The 19,118-nt window shown below is 36.5% G+C and carries 16 protein-coding genes and 1 riboswitch; of the genes, 1 reads left to right on the forward strand and 15 read right to left on the reverse strand.

From position 1 onward, the window contains the following. Positions 1 to 562 precede the first annotated feature (562 nt). The 12 genes from K332_RS0107745 to K332_RS0107800 form a co-directional block, all read right to left on the reverse strand. Positions 563 to 922 (reverse strand): response regulator, encoded by a 360-nt coding sequence (locus K332_RS0107745; protein WP_026906931.1) that lies wholly within the window; start codon positions 920 to 922, stop codon positions 563 to 565. 14 nt (positions 923 to 936) lie between these two features. Further along, entirely contained in the window at positions 937 to 1,398 is a 462-nt protein-coding gene (locus K332_RS0107750; RefSeq protein WP_026906932.1) for a chemotaxis protein CheW, read from the reverse strand. 14 nt (positions 1,399 to 1,412) lie between these two features. After that, positions 1,413 to 3,377 (reverse strand): chemotaxis protein CheA, encoded by a 1,965-nt coding sequence (locus tag K332_RS0107755; protein ID WP_026906933.1) that lies wholly within the window; start codon positions 3,375 to 3,377, stop codon positions 1,413 to 1,415. A gap of 27 nt (positions 3,378 to 3,404) precedes the next feature. Beyond that, positions 3,405 to 3,866: a chemotaxis protein CheX gene (locus K332_RS0107760; RefSeq protein WP_026906934.1), complete on the reverse strand. Its 462-nt coding sequence runs from the start codon at positions 3,864 to 3,866 to the stop codon at positions 3,405 to 3,407. A gap of 74 nt (positions 3,867 to 3,940) precedes the next feature. Continuing rightward, a riboswitch (cyclic di-GMP riboswitch) is annotated at positions 3,941 to 4,027 on the reverse strand. Between the two features lie 271 nt (positions 4,028 to 4,298). Next, the gene (locus K332_RS0107765; RefSeq protein ID WP_026906935.1) at positions 4,299 to 5,999 is read right to left on the reverse strand and encodes a methyl-accepting chemotaxis protein; all 1,701 of its coding nucleotides are present in this window, start codon (positions 5,997 to 5,999) and stop codon (positions 4,299 to 4,301) included. Between the two features lie 606 nt (positions 6,000 to 6,605). After that, positions 6,606 to 8,672 carry a methyl-accepting chemotaxis protein gene (locus K332_RS23570; protein WP_084287817.1) on the reverse strand — a complete coding sequence of 689 codons (2,067 nt, stop codon included), beginning with the start codon at positions 8,670 to 8,672 and terminating at the stop codon, positions 6,606 to 6,608. 757 nt (positions 8,673 to 9,429) lie between these two features. After that, positions 9,430 to 10,401, reverse strand: a complete 972-nt coding sequence (gene lacD, locus K332_RS0107775) for a tagatose-bisphosphate aldolase (protein WP_026906936.1) — start codon at positions 10,399 to 10,401, stop codon at positions 9,430 to 9,432. Between the two features lie 21 nt (positions 10,402 to 10,422). Next, positions 10,423 to 11,286 carry a Cof-type HAD-IIB family hydrolase gene (locus tag K332_RS0107780; RefSeq protein WP_026906937.1) on the reverse strand — a complete coding sequence of 288 codons (864 nt, stop codon included), beginning with the start codon at positions 11,284 to 11,286 and terminating at the stop codon, positions 10,423 to 10,425. A 229-nt stretch (positions 11,287 to 11,515) separates the two neighbouring features. Further along, positions 11,516 to 11,974 (reverse strand): PTS sugar transporter subunit IIA, encoded by a 459-nt coding sequence (locus K332_RS0107785; protein WP_026906938.1) that lies wholly within the window; start codon positions 11,972 to 11,974, stop codon positions 11,516 to 11,518. Between the two features lie 10 nt (positions 11,975 to 11,984). Beyond that, complete coding sequence (locus K332_RS0107790; RefSeq protein ID WP_026906939.1) at positions 11,985 to 13,391, reverse strand: PTS fructose transporter subunit IIC; 1,407 nt, start codon at positions 13,389 to 13,391, stop codon at positions 11,985 to 11,987. Next, positions 13,391 to 14,320 (reverse strand): 1-phosphofructokinase, encoded by a 930-nt coding sequence (gene pfkB / locus K332_RS0107795; RefSeq protein WP_036688386.1) that lies wholly within the window; start codon positions 14,318 to 14,320, stop codon positions 13,391 to 13,393. Before pfkB ends, K332_RS0107790 begins: the two co-directional genes overlap by 1 nt. A 395-nt stretch (positions 14,321 to 14,715) precedes the next feature. Next, complete coding sequence (locus K332_RS0107800; protein WP_026906941.1) at positions 14,716 to 15,492, reverse strand: MurR/RpiR family transcriptional regulator; 777 nt, start codon at positions 15,490 to 15,492, stop codon at positions 14,716 to 14,718. A gap of 517 nt (positions 15,493 to 16,009) precedes the next feature. On the opposite strand from K332_RS0107800, the gene K332_RS0107805 reads away from it, so the two are divergent. Beyond that, a complete protein-coding gene (locus K332_RS0107805) occupies positions 16,010 to 16,564 on the forward strand; it encodes a YdcF family protein (RefSeq protein WP_169727354.1) in 555 nt (184 codons plus the stop codon). A gap of 140 nt (positions 16,565 to 16,704) precedes the next feature. Here K332_RS0107805 and K332_RS0107810 read toward each other — a convergent pair whose 3' ends face one another. From K332_RS0107810 to K332_RS0107820, 3 genes are read right to left on the reverse strand one after another with little or no spacing between them, the layout of a single operon-like run. Further along, on the reverse strand, positions 16,705 to 17,847 hold the full coding sequence (locus K332_RS0107810; RefSeq protein ID WP_026906943.1) for an acyl-CoA dehydrogenase family protein: 1,143 nt from the start codon (positions 17,845 to 17,847) through the stop codon (positions 16,705 to 16,707). Positions 17,848 to 17,895: 48 nt separating this feature from the next. Then, positions 17,896 to 18,138, reverse strand: coding sequence for a phosphopantetheine-binding protein (locus K332_RS0107815; RefSeq protein ID WP_036688422.1), 243 nt, complete (start codon positions 18,136 to 18,138; stop codon positions 17,896 to 17,898). A gap of 19 nt (positions 18,139 to 18,157) precedes the next feature. Beyond that, the gene (locus K332_RS0107820) at positions 18,158 to 19,099 is read right to left on the reverse strand and encodes an ACP S-malonyltransferase (RefSeq protein WP_026906945.1); all 942 of its coding nucleotides are present in this window, start codon (positions 19,097 to 19,099) and stop codon (positions 18,158 to 18,160) included. Between the last annotated feature and the right edge of the window lie 19 nt (positions 19,100 to 19,118).

The raw sequence follows: 19,118 nt of genomic DNA on the forward strand, positions 1-19,118 counted from the left end.
AGCGCTTACCCTTATACCCAAAAATAAAATCCCATTTCGGAATTTAATTATATTTTTTGAATTTAAAATTTAATCATTTATATAATACCATAATGTTTTCTAAAATAAAATGTAAAATTACAAATAATAGCAATAAAATGTAATAATATTTCAATTTAAAAAATAACGCGTAAGGACCAGCTTGGAATTAGAGGTCTCTATAAGGGCAGCGTACTCCTTTGCCACTACTAGGACTTCATGAAATAAAGTCCCTATGGTACTCCAACTTTCCGTTGGTGTAACACCCTCTTTAATACTATTGCAGCAAGATCCTAGAGGACTATGCACTGGATTCCTCTTTAGAAAGCATGAAAACCTAACAATATTTTAAGCAGAGTCAATGTCCACACACCTATGCCTCTCCTTAACACTCCTTTCCCAACAAAAAAAGCTATTCATCTTAGTACCTAATCAGGTCTAAAACAAATAGCTCCAATTTATTTAAAATACGATCAAATTCAGTAAATAACTTTAGCTTATTATAGACCATTTCAAGCCGAGGTACCTGTCCCCGTGGCTTGTTTTAAGATAATACTTTCGAAAGTGATTCCTTAATTCGGTCCATATTGAATGGTTTTACTATAAAGTCATTTGCTCCTGCTTGTATGGCATCGACTACCATGCTTTGTTGTCCCATCGCGGAGCACATGATAATTTTTGCTGCAGGAAGTGCTTTTCTTATTTCTCTTGTTGCATCTACACCATTCATCTCTGGCATGGTGATGTCCATCGTAATAAGATCGGGTTGTAATTCTTTAGCTTGTTCAATGGCAATCAGACCATTCTCCGCTTCTCCAACAACCTCATGACCTAATTTAGTTACAATATCCTTTAACTGCATTCTCATAAATGCAGCATCATCTGTGATTAATACTCTCGCCATTTGAAGTCCTCCAATTAATGTTCCATTACCTCTTTTAGTTCTTCTTTTTCAGTAAGTGCTAGTACATTAGCTAAGTCTAGTAAAATCAATAACTCATTTTCTAGCTTTGCAACACCTTTGATATAATCCTTATGAACCATACCGCCCATTTCCTTGGCTGTTTCGATAACACTCGAATCAACATCCATCACATCCGTTGCAGCATCAACAATTAATCCGACCTGGATGCCATCAACCTGAACAACGATAATCCGATTTAAATCAGATTCTTTCGTTTGGGCAATTTGCAATCGTTCCTTCAAATCTAATACTGGAACCGTTTCTCCATGAAGGCTGATAATACCTTTAATAAAATCAGAAGTTCCTGGAACTTTAGTGATTTCTTTCATTTTTTCAATAGACATTACCTGCTTAATGTCTGCACCATATCGTTGATTGTTTAACGTAAACACAATAACTTTTACTGTTTCTTCCATCTTGAATCCTCCTATTATTTCACTAAAGCATTTGGATCAATAATTAAACATACTTCACCATTTCCTAAAATCGTAGCACCAGAAATAGCAAATATATTTTTTAAATAGTTTCCTAATGACTTTAATACGACTTCCCGTTGGCCAATAAAGGAATCTACTAGTAATCCGCTTCGCTTATCACCTTTTTGGATGATAACAACAGAGTGACTAGAATCATCCTGATCTGACACGCCATAAACTTTATTCAACGATACAAGAGGTACAATATGGCCCCTAAAGTCCATCACTTTTTGTCCATGGACATATTTAATATCTTGAGGACTCAAAGCTACTGTCTCAATAATGGATGAAAGTGGAATAGCAAATGTTTCCTGTTGCACCTTCACTAACAATGTTGACAAGATAGAAAGTGTTAAAGGAAGCTGTATCGAAAACATACTACCTTTTCCTGGTTCTGAGCTAACAACAATAGAACCGCCAAGGGATTCAATCTTATTTTTAACAACATCCAATCCAACACCACGACCAGAAATATCTGATATTTGATCAGCCGTACTAAATCCTGATGCAAAGATTAAGTGATATACCTCTTCATCAGATAACTGCTTCGAATGTTCTACACTGATTAACCCATTTTCAATTGCTTTCTCTTCAACCTTCTCACGATTGATTCCAGCGCCATCGTCAACGATATCAATGAATACATGGTTTCCACTATGATAGGCTTTAAGCGTTATTTTACCCTCTTCTGCTTTCCCTGCTTGCAATCTCTTTTCTGGTGTTTCGATTCCATGGTCAAGAGAATTTCGGATAAGATGTACTAGGGGATCACCAATCTCATCAATTACTGTACGATCTAGCTCCGTATCACTTCCGATAATTTCTAGAGAGATCTTCTTATGCAAGTCCTTCGATAAATCTCTCACCATTCGTGGAAATCGGTTAAATACTTGGTCAATCGGAACCATTCGCATGGCTAACAATAGACCCTGCATGTCTTCTGTCACCCTGGTCATGTTTTCAACCGTCTCGTTTAATTCTTGATCTATATACTTCTTAGACAAATCTTCTAATCTACTACGGTCAATAATAACCTCTTCAAATAGATTCATTAAATGATCAATCCGCTCTATATTTACTCGGATTGTTTTCGATTGTTTCGGTTTTTCTTTTGTTGTTTGTTTCTTATCTTCCGTTGATTGAACGGTTTCTTTTGGTATTTCTACAGATTGCTCTTTCATGGAAAAACCTGCAATTTCTACCTTTTCAATTTCAGAAACTTTTTCAATTGTTTCTTGAATCAGTTTGCTAGACTCCGTCGAGATAAATAAGAATGAGAAGGATTGATCAAAATTCCCCTCTTCTATTTCATCAACATCTGGAACGGTCTTAATCGCTTCCCCTAACGGCTCCAAATTGGAAAATACCATATAGGCACGTGGACCTTTTAACATACAGTCCTCTGTTAATTTCACTGTAATTTGGAAAGCTTGATATCCATTATTCACTGCCTGTGAAATAATCGTTGCTTGATATTCATCTATCTCTAACAACTCGGTAGCAGGGGGTTGTCCTACACTAGCTTCTTCCTCTGAAGGTTTACCAGTCTCCACTTGTTTCAATTGGGAAACAAGCTTCGTTACATCCTTTTTACCGTTATTTCCTTCACTTATGGACTGAACCATTACCTCTAAAGCTTCCACAGCAGCAAATGTTAAATCAATTACTTCAGTCGTAACAGTTAATTCATAATGGCGGATTTTGTCTAATACATTCTCCATTTGGTGGGTTAGAGAAGCAATATCCTCAAATCCCATTGTTGCAGACATACCTTTTAAGGTATGTGCTGACCGGAAAATTTCCTGGACAATCTCTATCTCGGTCGGTTGTTTTTCAAGTTTAAGTAAATTATCATTAATTGCTTGCAAATGTTCCCGACTCTCATCCAAGAATACTTCTATATATTGGTCTGTATTCATGTCCTCTCCTCTTCCTCTCAACAGCTATTAATCTAACAATAAATAAAGTTTTAATTCTCCAATGGATTCAAAAGTTACAGGAAGAACTAATGATCTTTCATACCCAGAAAGCATTGTATTTCCATCCATAATGGTTGGTGCTGTAATATCAGTCGTGATCCCTTTTTCCACGATAATCGTAGACAGGCCTCCAGCTAGCATATTTCCTAGTTCACCACTAAATGAAACAAGCATTTCATCCTGAAGTGGCATTCCGAACATTGCCTCACCAATGGCTCCAAACAAAGGTTTCTCCGCTGACAATACTAGCTTCCCTTTCACATCACCAGTAATCCCAATAAGAACACCAAATTGAATCTGCAAGGATTTTTGAGATAATTGTGGCTTACCAATGGTATGGTTAATTGGTACGATATTTTTCAATGATACAATTGTTCCATTTAATAAAGTCGTGATATAGTCGCTTTTCACGTTTGCTGTTAATGGCAAAGTAAATTCCCCCTAATGAACTAATAAAAGGCAAAAAACTATTCTAATGATAAAGAATAGCCAAGAATAGATAACTTGGCAGCCAGGCAATCATTGTCTAATAGACTTTAGACCCTTGGGCTTTGCGTCCCATTCTTTCAAATGGTTTGCCTTTTTCAATTACTTTATACCTATTAGTAGTCATTTTGCACTATTAAATAGTAGTATAATATAATACAATAAGCAACAATACAAAGCTTGGAATCATTTATTTTTTTAATTTCCATGAAGTAAAAGTATGAAAGAAGACATTTTCCCCCTTAAAAACCCCCTAGGAACGGGCTTTCCGAAAAAAACTTGAGCAAAGGAATTTTTCATCCCTTTGCTACCTTCAAGATTTTCTCTAAAACAACTTTTTTCTACTTTGATATCATGTTGTTATTCAATTTTAAGTTAAACTTTAAATCTACTTACAAGGCCTTGTAAATCTTCTGCCATATGAGAAAGGGATGTAGCAGAAGCAGTAATCTCTTCCATAGAAGCCATTTGCTCTTCAGATGCAGATGCAACTTGCTGCGTATTAATCGCAGAATCCTGAGAGATACGAGCTACACCTTCTAACGTCGTATTAACTTGCTCTATACTTGCAGACATCTCTTCTGTTACTGCAGAAACCTCTTGAATTTGGCTCGTTACATTTTCGATGGATGCTAGAATTCTTTGGAAGCCGCTACCTACATTATCGATCACTTCCATACCTACCGCTGTTTCCTGTGTACCTTTATCCATCAAATCAACAGCATTCGCTGTATCTGTCTGAATTTGACCTATCAAACTAGCAATTTCATCTGCTGAGCTCTTTGATTGCTCGGCAAGCTTTCTAACTTCATCTGCAACGACTGCAAAGCCTTTTCCATGTTCTCCAGCACGAGCAGATTCAATTGCAGCATTAAGTGCTAGTAGATTCGTTTGTTCTGCTATTCCAGTGATGACTTCAATGATAGAACCAATTTTATTGGATTGTTCCCCAAGATTTCTAATGACAGCTGCAGAATCAATCACAGAAGTATTTATTGCCTCCATTTGTTCAACTGCCTTTTGAATCGAACCATAACCATCATTTGCTTCTTGGTTTGTTTCTGAAGCTAGTTCTGATACAGAAGAGGTTGTTTCTGCAACCTGTTGAATTCCAATGGCCATTTCCTTCATTGCCTCTGAGCTCTCATTTGCACTTTTCCCTTGAACTTCTGCCCCACTAGCTACTTCCTGAATAGAAGATGCAACTAGGCTTGTTGATTGTGTCGTTTGTTCAGCGCTTGCTGATAACTCTTCCGATGCAGCAGCTACCTGATCGGATGTAGAACCAATTTGTCTAATCATATCTCGCAGGCTACCAATCATCCGGTTAAAGGAATTTGCTAATTCCCCAATTTCGTCTTTTGATCGTACAGAAAGCTCTTGTGTTAAATCTCCTTCCCCATCGGAAATATCTTTAAGCTGGTTATTAATCTTCTTAATAGGACTGACAATCGTTCTTGTGAAGAATATGCTAAATACGATAGCGATAACCCCAGAAATAACAATAACAATCACTAATATTGTAATAAAGGAAAGTATCGTTTCATTTATTACATCAACTTTTGGACCTACTAGCCACATCCCAATTACTTCACCATTTTTATCTGTTAATGGCTTATACATGGTTAAATGTTTTTCCCCTACAATGTCCGCTTCACCATAATATTCACTTTGATTTTTTAATACGGTTTCCGTTATATCTGGATCAGCCTTACTACCTATAGCTCTTTCACCATCTACGACAACATTAGTAGCAACCCGAATATCATCTTGAAATATCGTTACAGCACCACCAGTTATTTCACCAATTTTCTCAGTAATTTCATTATTATCGTTCATCTTTACATTACCTTTATAGATATATCCATTTTTAATGGACCAATCGCCACGGTATGTTTCATCTAACCAGTTATATCCTAGAGCAGATACTACCTTAACTCGGTCAATGAATACATCCTGCATGGCTTTATTAATTTGGGTATAGGATACAACACCTATAACTATAGATAGAAAAAGTATAATAGCAACAACTAATAGATTAATCTTTGCGCCTATTTTAAAGTTTTTAAGTTTCATGTTAGTTACTCCTGTCGGTTTGTATTTAAAAACGGTTTTATTGCTGAAACATAAAATAAAGGAGAGAAATTAAGTGAAGAAGGTTCACCAATTCTATTTCTATAGAGAAGATTTATACTGAAATGCCGTCTTTCCCTCCTGTTCCTATGTCTTAGTAGTAATAAATCTTTCATTAGAAAAACTCACGTTCGTTCGTCCTTTAACGAATGTGGTAGTTTTTCTTATGTCGGCGGAAAGTTTTTATACTTTCCTAACTACGAACAAAGGGACTAGCCCTATGTACCTACTCTATATTTCGACAGTATTGAGCAATACCTTAAATGGTGTTTTTTAACAAAAAAACCATGAGGACAAATCTTTTCGGTGGGGCGAGTAATCGTAAAAGGTCTTCGGTGGGACGAGTAACCGCAGTCCCAGTCCCAGGTTCACTGGCCTGATTTAATTCCCATGACCCAAATTCCAATCATGTGTTCAATCTATAGAGACAGGGGTGGATTTCTCCCTTCCCCTGTCTCCTTTTCCAATAATTCTAGTAAATTACTAGTTATTATCATATCCATGTGGATAGCCATTAAATAGAGCCAAGGAACCTGTCCCCATGGATCTTTATAGTTTAAAGTGTCTTATTAATTCATTTAGTTGACCTGCTAATGTAGCAAGTTGTTCGGAACTTCCTGCTACTTCTTCCATGATGCTGCTTGTTTGTTGGACGGAGGCAGAAGTTTGTTCAACACCAGCAGCAGATTCTTCAGAAACAGAAGCAATTTCTTGAATTGCTCCATTCATCTCCTCTGCATTTGCTGCAATTTCAGCTAGGTTTTCAGCTATAGTTGTAATACTGCTTACCATTACAGTTACAGCTTCACTAATTCCATGGAAAGTTTCACCAGTGGATTCTATTTGTACCTTCCCTTTCTCCACTTCCTTATATCCACCTTGTAGCGAGTCCGATACAAGTCTAGATTCCATTTGGATGTTACTTACAATATTCGTGATATCTGTAACAGAATCAGAAACTTGTTCAGCCAGTTTTCTAACTTCATCTGCAACGACAGCAAATCCTTTTCCATGTTCCCCAGCTCTAGCAGCTTCAATAGCAGCATTTAATGCAAGAAGATTTGTTTGGTCTGCAACGTCTCTAATGACGGTTACTAAATTAGATATTTCCTGTGATTGTTTGTCTAATCCTTCAACCTTTTTGACTGAGTCTTGTACGATCGTATCAATTTTTTCCATCTGAAGAATAGAATTTCTCATTAACTCCGAACCATCTTCAGTCATATTTAATACTGCTTTTGAATTTTCTTCTATTCGGTTACCATTTTCATTTGCTTCTAGAACCTTTTCTGCAAAATTATTCATACTAGACGATAAATCACTCGCACTATTAGCTTGGGTTTCAGAACCAGCTGCTAATTCTTGCATAGTAGATGCTACTTGTTCTGATCCAATTTTCACCTCATTTGCAGACTGAGTCAATTCCTCACTATGGCTGCTAACTGTTTCAGAAACGGTACTAATTTGACTTACCATTTCTCTTAGGCTTTGATTCAATTGATTCGTAGATGTTACTAATTGACCTATTTCATCATCTGATTTTCTTTGTAATTCCACCTTGCTTAAATTACCCGAAGCTAGGTCCTTCATGATACTCGTAACACGAGGAATTTCTTTTAGCATCTTCTTCAATAGGAAGAATACTAATACAATAAGTATCAAACAGGCAATACCGAAAAACACAATCATCATGATTGTGAACATACTTAGACTACTTAAGGCTTCCTCTTCTGTTATAGCGGTTCCAACAGACCATTGTGTTGTTGAAACTGGTGAATAGCCTATATATTGTGTATCACCATCTACGTCTCCAACTTCTAATCCCTTTTCACCAGCAACCATCTTCTTACCAATATTCCCAATATCACCAGGAAGTGACTGAAGTTGTTGTTCTAATATTAATTCACTATCCGGATGGTATAGAACGGTTCCATCATTTGAAAGTAAAAAAGAATATCCATTTTCACCTATCTTATAAGACTGCATTATTCCTGGTAAATCATCCAAGAAAATATCTATTGCTACGATACCAACCGTATTGCCGCCCTCTTTAATTGGCTTCATAAGACTTAAAATCATTTTTCCAAACACTTCATCCATATATGGATCAGTTATGTATACATCTTCTTCCTCTATAGCTGGTTCATACCAAGGTCTGCTTTTAATATCAAAACTTGAATCGGAAACTACGTTGTTACTTCCAACTAAGAAATTAGATTTATTGCTAGCAACCCACGCCATTGCAATATTATCATCTGTCTTAACAATCTCATCAAGTGATTTCAAAACATCCTGATAATATGTATTTGTAGTTGCTTCATTTCTTGACTCAGCTGTGTTTAAGTACCTGATTATCTCTTGGTTTGTTACAATTTGCTCTACAATAGTTGCTTTATTAGCAAACATACTGTCAACTTGATCTGCGATGGCATCACTATTTGTAGAGAGATTTTCTTCTATACTTTCTACTAATATTGATTTCGTATAAGAGTATATTAGAAATCCTGTTATTGAAAAAATAACAATAATAGCTATAAATAGAGAAAAAGCTACCTTTGTTGAAATATTATTTTTTACTCGAGAAAACAATTTTGTTTTATCTTCTTTTGTTACCATTGAAATCTTCCTTCCTAATCTACGTTGACTATGATTTCCCAATTTAATTTTTCATTATATTAGCTTTGTATTAGGTAATCATCCCTTTCTTCAATTTATTTTTTCCTGTCCCAACCTGAATTTCTATAAATCTCATTTTCAGATAGAGGAATAACCCAAAAATTAATAGGATTTTCTACAACAAACAATCAATAAACCCAATACCATAGAACCAGTAATAAATACCTATAACTCAACCGAACTTATAAATGAATAGACAATAATGCCCAAAGGTATTAACTCAATGTTTATATTAGTTACTAGAATTCCAAATTTCAATATTTTAGTTGTATATTACGGAAATAATTCTATTCTGAGTATTACGTATTAGTACCATTATTGCTCACATTCAGTTTTTTCAAGCCATGGGGACAGGTTCACTGGCTTTTAAAATATTAAAAAAGCTCCTATATAGATAGGTTTGTTCCCGAAAACAAACTATCTATATAGGAGCTTTAAACAAGATACTATGGTCAATCAAAATAGTGCCTTAAATCAATATCTACCTTAATTACCTACCCACAATCTAGCATGTCTCATCTTAATCCATAACAAAAAAAGCTATCAAATGAAGCCAAATTAAATTACTAGACATCCTATCCTAAGTTTAAGGGACAAACGACAACCTAGTTAGGATTGTCATTTGCCCCGAGAAAAAATTATAAGTTATACACAGCCAGTGAACCTGTCCCCATGGCTCTTTTTCCTATGGATCTTTCTAAAACCAAGGGGTGGCTGTTCTTTCGAGTACTGTGTTTAGTTCTTCGATGTTTTTTCTTCCTTGGGTTTGTAGCCATTCTACTGCTTTCTCTTCTCCTTGTTCTGAGAAGATTGCGACACTATCTTTCCAGGTTGCGCGTCCACATAGTACACCATTGAATGTGGATCCAGCATCTTTAGCAAATAATAGTGTTTGTTGGAATAATTCGGCTGAAACACCGGCACTTAAGAATATAAATGGAATGTTGCTGACTTCACTTTGAAGTTTAAAGTATTTACTTGCCTCATCCTTAGTATAGACAACTGGACCATTTGTATATCCTTCAACAAATGCCATGTTCACCGGAACCTCAACCTTTAACACGTCCACATGGAATCGTTCGTCTGAGAATACCTTCATCGCTTCAATGACTTTGTGTGGTTTCACTTTTGCATAAGCTTCACTTTTCACATCTTCATTATCTGCATCATAGGTAACAATTTCAAGGAAAAATGGCATATCCTCTGCTACACATTCGGTACCGATTCGCTCTACAAATGCATGTTTTTGGTCGTTAATTTCTTCTGATTCATCAATATCATAATAAAGTAAGAACTTGACGGCATCGGCACCTTTTTCTTTTAAACGCCTTGCAGACCAATTTGGTAATAAATCTGGTAATCTACCAGGTTCTGTTGCATCATAGCCAGTTTCCTCATAGGCAACTAAGAGACCAGCATTGTCATCACGTACCGCTGCACCATCCCAACCATACTCCGGATCTAATAAAATAGAAGAAGCAAAAGGGGTTAACTCTTTTGAAATATGAACCTTAAATTCTGTTAAAGCAGCATCAACATCGCTCTTACCAGCGCTTTCCAGCATTTTCTTAAGTGATCCTCTTTGGTCAATAGCCAAAGCACTAATTATCCCTTTTGAAGTAGATAGTCTCTTTAATAGGTCTTTTTTTGTAGCAGTTAATATAGCCATCATAATAGCTCCTTTACATTTTTATTCCTCAATATCCAAATATCGATAAATAGCTTTAGCTACACCATTCTTATCATTCGTCTCCGTCACATACTTTGCATGAGCTTTTACTAGATCATTTGCATTTCCCATTGCAAAACTGTCAGACACAACCCCCAGCATAGAGATATCATTTCCGCTATCTCCAATTGCCATGGACCTTTCTATGTCCATGCCAAGCACTTTAGCTAAATAGGTGATTGCTTTTCCTTTGGAAGCATTAACGTGTTCTAGTTCAAAATTAAAGTCCAATGATTGAACAATCGTTAGATCATTCGCATTCTTAAACTTTTCCAAAACAGCAAGTCGCTTTTCATTATCAAATGAAAAAACGTTAATATTGTATACAAGTTGTTTATCCGTATATAATTCTTCATGTTCTTCCTTGTATATATAACCAAATTGCCCTGTTTGCTTTTCATATTGGTTTTCCATAAAAGCAAATTCGTCTTCCGGGACATTATCTTTGTAGCTTGCTAATTCATCCAGGAGAATATTCTTGGCATAACTACGGGTGTAGATTCCATCATCACTGTATACCTCATAGTAAATATTCTCTTTATCTAATACCTTTAGAATCTCTTTTACTTTATCCCCCTGCATTGGTACAGATAAAATACTTGTTCCAGCGGGCGAATGAACAGTTGCACCGTTAGCACCAACCGTATATAGCGATAATCCTTCCTCTTTTAATATACTTTGAACATCAAAATGCGCTCTTCCTGTAGCAATTACTACTTCATGTCCTAATTCTTGTGCCTTCTTTATTGCCTTAATATTTTCTTTACTAATTTTATGTTCCGTATTGATTAACGTCCCATCTAGATCAATAGCAATTAAACTCATAAAATGCCTCCTTCTCTTATTAGAAAAACTCGCATTCGCTCGTCCTTTAACGAAGAATTGCAACATGAAGTACTCCCAGAGTTACTTCATAGAGAGCTTTGCGAAGTACGACTAGCACTCTTTGTGTTAGTTTTTCTATACGTGCAGAAAGTTTTTATACTTTCATACCTACCTAGAAAGGAAGCCTGTATTTCACGTACAGGCTTTGTTCAACTATCTATCTTATTCCCTACATATTCTCACTTAAAAAACGTTTAATTTCTTCATAGATTTTTTCTTCATTTTCTAGTGTTAGTAATTTTGCCCGTATATCTTCATGAACGAGCATTCTAGAAACAGCTGCAAGTAATGTTAAATGAGTAGTTCCAGCCTCATTTTCAGGGATTAATAAGGAGATGAAAAACTTAGCTGGTTGACCATCCATAGAATTCCATTCCAAACCTGATTCATTAACCATGATGACAATTCCAGCTTTTTGAATCGCACTATTTTTCGTGTGTGGAATTGCAAATCCATCAAAGAAACCTGTTGTGCTTTCCTTTTCACGGTTAGCTAATCCAGCAACAACTGTTTTTTTATCAGAAGCAAGTCCTTGTTCAACAGCAAGGGATGCTATTCCTTCAAAAACTTCTTCTTGCGTTTGAAAATTTGTATGCATCTTAATTAAGTTTTTATTTAGTAATTCCATGATTCAACACCTACTTTGTTTTTTGATAGGAATATTTTTGATACATACCATATATAAATCCACCGACTAGTGAACCGATTAAGATAGCAACCACCCATAGGACTCCATTCGTTACAACCGGTAAAACAAGGAATCCACCATGTGGAGCTGGTACTTGAACACTAAAGATATACGTTAAGATAGCTGAGATAGATGAACCTACCATTAGGATTGGAATAACAACAATTGGGTTCTTAGCAGCAAAAGGAATTGCACCCTCTGTAATATGTGTAGAACCTAGGATAAAGTTAACCAAACCAGCATTTCTTTCTTGTTCATTAAAGAATTTTCTAAAGAATACCGTTGCAAAAGCAGTAATTAATGGTGGTGTAATACATGCTGCAGAAACACCAGCCATAAAGAAGAAGTTACCATCAGATAGTAATGCGGTACCAGTTAGGTAAGCAGCTTTATTCACTGGACCACCCATATCTAAGGCACTCATACTTCCAACAATTAGACCTAATAGAATTGGATTAGCATCTTGGAAGTTAGATAGGAAACTCATCATTGCTTCATTAATAGTTGTCATTGGTTCTACAACAAAGTACATGGCTGCTCCGGTTAAAAAGATACCGAATAATGGATATAAGAAAATAGCTTTTAACCCATCAAGTGTTCTTGGTAACCCTTTCAATAATTTCATTAGTAATAAAATAATATAACCCGCGATGAAACCAGCTACTATACCACCTAGGAAACCAGCCCCACCAGTATTAGCCATCATACCCCCAACAAAACCAGCTACCATACCAGGCCGTTGAGCAATGGATTGACCGATAAATGCCGCAAGAATTGGTACCATTAATCCGAAGGCCACGCCGCCAGTACTATTTAGGAAAGCTGCAAATTCATTATAGGATTCGTGATCAGGATTCGCTGAGTGAATACCGAATAAGAATGATAGAGCTATTAACACCCCACCACCAACAACAAAAGGCAACATATGTGATACACCATTCATTAAGTGCTTATAAATGGCACGACCAAAGCCACCAGCAGATTTTCCTTCTGAAGATTCCTCCTGTTTGGATTCTGCGTTACTATTCCCTTTATATGGACGAGCTTTTCCATCAATTATTTGTTGAATTAAATGTTCTGCCTCTTTAATACCTGCACTGACGGAAACATCAACGGTTGGCTTTCCTTTAAAACGACCTGCATCAACATCTTTATCCGCTGCCACAATTACACCATCCGCTGCTCGGATTTCCTCTTTGGTCAATTGGTTTTGTACGCCAACTTGACCATGTGTTTCAACCTTAATCTCTACTCCTAATTTCTCAGCAGCCCTTTTCAACGCTTCCTCCGCCATAAATGTATGGGCAATTCCAGTAGGACAACCTGTTGCAGCAACGATTTTAACTTTTTTACTCATTATTTTTTCCTCCCTTGCAATATGGTAATTTCTACTTTTTGAACTAACTCTTCAATATCTTGTAAATCACTTAACCCTTTTGAAAAGGCAGTTGAAGCACCTGCCGCAGAAGCATATTTCAAGGCATCTTCTTGAGAACATCCTGCTTTTAACTTTTGGACAAACATCGCTAACATGGTATCTCCAGCACATGCTGTATTAACAACGTTGCCTTTTACTGTCGATGCTTTTATTACATGATCATTATCCATATAAATAGAACCATTTTCTCCTAAACTAATAAGTACTCGCTGTGCACCTTTATCTAGTAGTTGATACCCGGATTCGATGATTTCTTCTTCTGTTAAATTATCTTTATGGAAGAAATGGGCGAGCTCCTCATCATTTGGTTTAATTAAATATGGATGATATGGTAAGCAATCTAGTAATATCGCTGAACTAATATCTAGTATTAACTCGATGTCTTTTTCCTCAGCAATTTTAGCTATTTCCTTATAAATATCCTCATGGACACCTTTTGGAAGACTACCAGATACGAATAAGGTTGCATGCTTTGGTAACGCTTTTATTTTTTGGAGCATATGGTTAACGCCAGAAGAATCGACTACTGGTCCTTGATTGACAATTTTAAACTCCCCATCTTGACTATGGACGAATATATTCACCCTTGTGATCCCGTCAATATCAACAAAGTCTGTTGATATACCCATGTTTCGTAATTCATCTTTTATATAGTCACCAGTAAAACCTGCAGTAAATCCAAGTGCTGTACTATCAACACCTAATCGCTTCAAAATGATAGAAACATTTACTCCCTTACCATTTGCTTGATAATCTTCATCCTGGGTTCGGTTTACTTTATTTGGTAGTAAATTCTCGGTTTCTACGAATAAATCAATTGCTGGGTTTAATGTGCATGTATATATCATCCACTCACCTCCCTTAACTAATTTCATTATATTTCATAAAACCATGTAAAGGTTTTCAAATTGTGTAAAGGTTTTCACTAGATGAAAGTTTTTACAAGAACAAAAGCGCAAGCGCCCGGTTAGGGACTACGGACTGGACTGAGCCGTAGGAGATAAAGGAAACACGACGACCGTAGGGAGTCGATGTTGACTTATCGTACGGAGGCGAGGGAAGTCTCGCTAGTCCCTGGGCGCTGGAGCTGGACGTGGCTGTTCCTTCACAAGAACTTAACAAAGCCAAAACTTTATACTTTCTTATGTCGGCGGAAAGTTTTTTATACTTTCCTAACTACTAAAAAAAGATATTTACCTAATATGTTTGGTAAATATCTTTTATGCAAATCAATTCATCATGTTTATTTCATACGTATGGCATAGGCATCTAATAAAACTCTAGAGATTACTTGTAAAGGTAATCTTGAGCGAACCTCATAATCTGGGAAAAAGGAATGGGAGTCTTTATAGCCTAAGAAAATTAACTCCGACATTTTCGCAAGCGTTGAATCCATTTTTGTAGTTAATGTGATCGTACTAATATTATTTATTCGTAAATTCTTACACGCTTCCACCAACTCGTTTGTTTCACCACTCAATGAAATAAAAATGGCCATTTCCCTATCCTTTAGCCTCTGCGATATCACCCTAATAATATTGGGATCATTGTGCATTTCACAGTTCTTTCCTAGTAATTGGAATTTCATTGTCATTTCGTTTGCAATCATTTCGGAAAACCCACGTGCAAATATATAGATTTTTTCAGAATCATGTATCTTTTGAATTGCATCCTCTATGGTACCAATGGAAAGCATTTGAATCGTCTTTATCACTTCATGTTCATTCTTAATGATTGCCTGTTTAATCATTAAATCAATATCATCCAGTTCATTATGGGTATCAGGCTTTGCAATTTTTTCCTGAATACTATATTTAAACGAGGTATAGCCATCATACCCAATCTTTTTCATTAGCCGAACGATTGTAGCTGTCGACACACTAGCATGTTCACTTAATTTAACTATCGACATTGTAGAGATTTCCTCTAGATGATCATAAATATATTTCAGTAAAAACCGTTCTGAGTCACTTAGTGTATTGTATTTTTCAGGCGAAATATCAAAAATCATGCTGTTCATAATGTTCTCCCTTTTCATAGTTTGAGATATTTATATAGTAGCATAATGAACTCAGAATACCTGTAATAAGATTCCTTTAGGGAGACTTGCTGAAGTTAATCTTTTATTAAAGGTGAGTTGGGATGCAGATGGTGAGGCTAAGCCGGGTACTCACTCCATAACTAGACTAAAGCTGATAATACATGCCTTCTCACAAATTCCAATCTCAAATCTCACTCAAATACGATTCCACCATTCCGTGCATTTATTTCAAGCCAAGGAACCTGTCCCCATGGTTCTATTTTTGCTAAAATCGGTATATATTCTAGTATTCTACGAAAGGTTGTATTCGATGGCTATTCTTTTTGGTTTGTGTGGGGTTTGTTGTTTTGGTTATGTTTTTTCTCTAATTTATGTTAGTGGGAATATTGATTTTGGAATTATCGTTATTTCAGTGATAGGGGTTATTTTTTTATTGTTAGCTATTTTTCATCGACGGATTTTTTCATTCATCCAAAAGAAAAGGTGGTTAAAACACTTGATAACAGGCGTTCTAGTGATAGCTGTGGTTACTATCGTGTTTTTCGAAGTTCTTATGTATCAGGCCAAAGAGGATCCGCTTCCTAATGGCGATGTTCCAATTCTAGTACTTGGTGCTGGTTTGATTAACGGGGAGCCATCTCCTACTTTAAAAAGAAGATTAAATAAAGCGTATGAAATATACCAACAGAATCCAACTACCATTGTGACCTCTGGCGGAGTGGATTACAATGAGGAAATATCTGAAGGCGAAGCAATGAAAAGGTACTTGGTCTCCCTCGGGGTAGAACCAACTGATATTTTAGTAGAAGATCAGTCAACAAGTACCCATGAAAACTTTCTTTTTTCAAAGGAATTACTTGCACCTGATGAGCTAAAACCAGAAATCATTGTGATCACGAATGACTTTCATATGTTTCGGGCCAAAATGATCGGTGGTCGGGTTGGTTTTACTGTGTATGCGGCACCTTCTGAAACACCTAATCATATAGTTGTTCAGGCTCATATTCGGGAATACTTTGCGATAGTTAATACGTTTTTGTTTCAGAAGTAGTAGGGGTGCCTTTAGCTTTTTAAACCATCTCCATTTTCAAGAGAACGGCAAAGATGGAACTCATTTGTATTTTCATAATGGTAGGTGCTTTAACCAGTCCCTTTCTAAGAAAGGGACTGGTTAAAGTTTTTTTGCAATTTCTAGGATCTAATCCATGCCATATTTGCATTTTTTGCTATTAATACTTCATGGATTTGGGACGTTCCTTCTATTATTTCATTTACTTTAGCATCTCGATAAAGCCTTTCGATATCATTTCCTTGAATGTAACCATTACCGCCATGTATTTGCACCGCATGATTCGCTACATTGACACCCATTTTGGAAGAAAAATATTTAGCTGCCCATGTTTCCATGATGGATTCGGGAGCATTTATTTCCTTTAAATAGCCTGCATGATGACACATATGACGCGCAGCCTTTACCTCGACAATCATTTCTGTAAGCATCTTCTGAACTAATTGTTGCTCACCAATTGACTGATTGAACTGTTTTCTCGTTTTAGAATAAGAAAAACTTTTCTCCAAGCAAGCCTGTCCCAAACCGACACAGCCCCAAGCAATGGTATATCTTCCATAATCCAAAGAATTCAAGGCAACAGCAGAAAGCCCCATTCCCTCTTTTCCTATCCTGTTTGCTTTTGGAATAACACAATGATTAAAATGTAACTCTGCCAACATAGAGGCTCTGTTGCCCATTAATCCAGTCATGGCTTCAATACTTAATCCAGGAGTATCCTTCTCCACAAGAAATGCGGTAGGTCCATCATTAAGTTGTGCTATCACCAGAATTAAGTCAGCCACCTGCCCCATTGTGATCCATTTTTTTACGCCATTCAACACATAACTGTCATTCCTAACTTCAGCCTTGCATTGAATACTTTTAGCATCACTTCCTGTATCTGGTTCAGATAAAGCGAAAGCACCAAGGATGCTTCCATCACTCAATTGTGGTAAGTAGGTTTGCTTTTGTTCTTCCGTACCAAAACGCTGGATGGCGATTGCCACCATTCCATGAACAGTAAGCATCGCTCTAGTGGATGAGCATACTTTTCCAATTTCTTCATTAAGTAATCCCTGTGTTATTGGTCCAAAGCCTTTTCCACCATATTCTTCCTGTACCATAGACCCAAGATAGCCTGAGCTACGAATTGACTCCATTATTTCCTCTGATAACCTTTCATTTCTATCGCTCTGGGTTGCATATGGTTTTACTTGCTCTTCTGCAAATCTTCTAAACTGCTGTCTCCATTCTATCTGATTTGTTGTCAGCTGCACTTTCATCACTTCCCCCTATTTTTGTAGGATTATGACGTTTTCGACTGTATTAAACTATACATTCTCCACTTTTAATTGTTCCAAAAAATTAGCTATTCTGTCGATAGACTGAAAGTTTTTCAAATCTAATTCCTCATTTTTTAGATGGATTTGAAATTCCTTTTCGATAAACATCACTAGTTGCATAGCAAAAAGTGAACTAACATAGCCTGTAGAAAATAAATCTTCATCGTCGCGTAATTGATGATCCCCAAAAAACTGTTCCAAAAACTCCCGAATTTTTAATTTTGTATGCATCAAATTTAATTTCCCCTTTTCATATATTTACTTTATTCAACATACGATTCAATTTGCGTATTGTAATGAATTCATGCTCATCCAATACAAGCCTTGATAGTTTGGTTAGGGAGGCGTCTGTACTTACATCAATAAATGCATTCACCCCTCTATTAGTCGCAACTTGCAGGGTATTCATCCAGTCCATCTTACTGTACATATTTCTAATTACTTCTTGTTTTAACTCGCTTCCATGATAAAGTGGTTCTTGACTGTAAACGGAAAGAATAGGAACCTTGATATCTTTAAAGAGAATCCCATCAAGAACCGCTTCCAAATCCTGAATTCCATCCTTAGCATAGTGTGAGTGAAATGCGATGGATGAATTCAACTTGAAAGCTTTAAGTGCCCCGGCCTCTATATTCACACGTACAATTTGCTCTACAGCCTCATCTGTCCCTGAAATGGTGATACAGTCATCATTATTTATAATGGAAACATCAACATGGTCTAATAGATTCTCGTGGACAATTGTTTCAGTGACCTCAACATCCGTTCTGCCAATAAGGATTGCCATATTTTCTTTTAGTTTGGTATGCTTTTCTTTGTACTTACTTATTCCAGTGAGTACTTCCAATCCTTCTTCAAAAGAAATTGCGCCATTACAAGCAATAGCTGTAATCACTCCCATACTATACCCTAATGACATACTTGGTATAAATCCAGCGTCCAGATAGGATTGATAGATACTATGATTCGCAGCATAGATTGCCATCCAGTCCATCACTGGATTATTCTCGGTATAGTAGTCCCTATCACAGATATACGACCATAAATCAAAGGAATATATTTCTTGAACTACCTGGCTATATTGCTTAATTTCATCAAGCTGTGCCTTGCTTAACGTTGCAAATGATTCTTTATAATTAGCACTAATTCCTTGAAAGAGCATAGCTGCATTCCTGTTTCCCCTATTTTGCACGATGATTTCCCTCCTTTAC

This window comes from Paucisalibacillus globulus DSM 18846 (assembly GCF_000482485.1).
Taxonomy (GTDB): Bacteria; Bacillota; Bacilli; order Bacillales; family Amphibacillaceae; genus Ornithinibacillus; species Ornithinibacillus globulus.

What these genes read in the sequence shown, in the direction of transcription:
- K332_RS0107745 (WP_026906931.1), bottom strand. Translation starts at nt 922, where the DNA reads ATGGCGAGAGTATTAATCACAGATGATGCTGCATTTATGAGAATGCAG.
- K332_RS0107750 (WP_026906932.1), bottom strand. Translation starts at nt 1,398, where the DNA reads ATGGAAGAAACAGTAAAAGTTATTGTGTTTACGTTAAACAATCAACGA.
- K332_RS0107755 (WP_026906933.1), bottom strand. Translation starts at nt 3,377, where the DNA reads ATGAATACAGACCAATATATAGAAGTATTCTTGGATGAGAGTCGGGAA.
- K332_RS0107765 (WP_026906935.1), bottom strand. Translation starts at nt 5,999, where the DNA reads ATGAAACTTAAAAACTTTAAAATAGGCGCAAAGATTAATCTATTAGTT.
- K332_RS23570 (WP_084287817.1), bottom strand. Translation starts at nt 8,672, where the DNA reads ATGGTAACAAAAGAAGATAAAACAAAATTGTTTTCTCGAGTAAAAAAT.
- lacD (WP_026906936.1), bottom strand. Translation starts at nt 10,401, where the DNA reads ATGGCTATATTAACTGCTACAAAAAAAGACCTATTAAAGAGACTATCT.
- K332_RS0107780 (WP_026906937.1), bottom strand. Translation starts at nt 11,286, where the DNA reads ATGAGTTTAATTGCTATTGATCTAGATGGGACGTTAATCAATACGGAA.
- K332_RS0107785 (WP_026906938.1), bottom strand. Translation starts at nt 11,974, where the DNA reads ATGGAATTACTAAATAAAAACTTAATTAAGATGCATACAAATTTTCAA.
- K332_RS0107790 (WP_026906939.1), bottom strand. Translation starts at nt 13,391, where the DNA reads ATGAGTAAAAAAGTTAAAATCGTTGCTGCAACAGGTTGTCCTACTGGA.
- pfkB (WP_036688386.1), bottom strand. Translation starts at nt 14,320, where the DNA reads ATGATATATACATGCACATTAAACCCAGCAATTGATTTATTCGTAGAA.
- K332_RS0107800 (WP_026906941.1), bottom strand. Translation starts at nt 15,492, where the DNA reads ATGAACAGCATGATTTTTGATATTTCGCCTGAAAAATACAATACACTA.
- K332_RS0107810 (WP_026906943.1), bottom strand. Translation starts at nt 17,847, where the DNA reads ATGAAAGTGCAGCTGACAACAAATCAGATAGAATGGAGACAGCAGTTT.
- K332_RS0107815 (WP_036688422.1), bottom strand. Translation starts at nt 18,138, where the DNA reads ATGCATACAAAATTAAAAATTCGGGAGTTTTTGGAACAGTTTTTTGGG.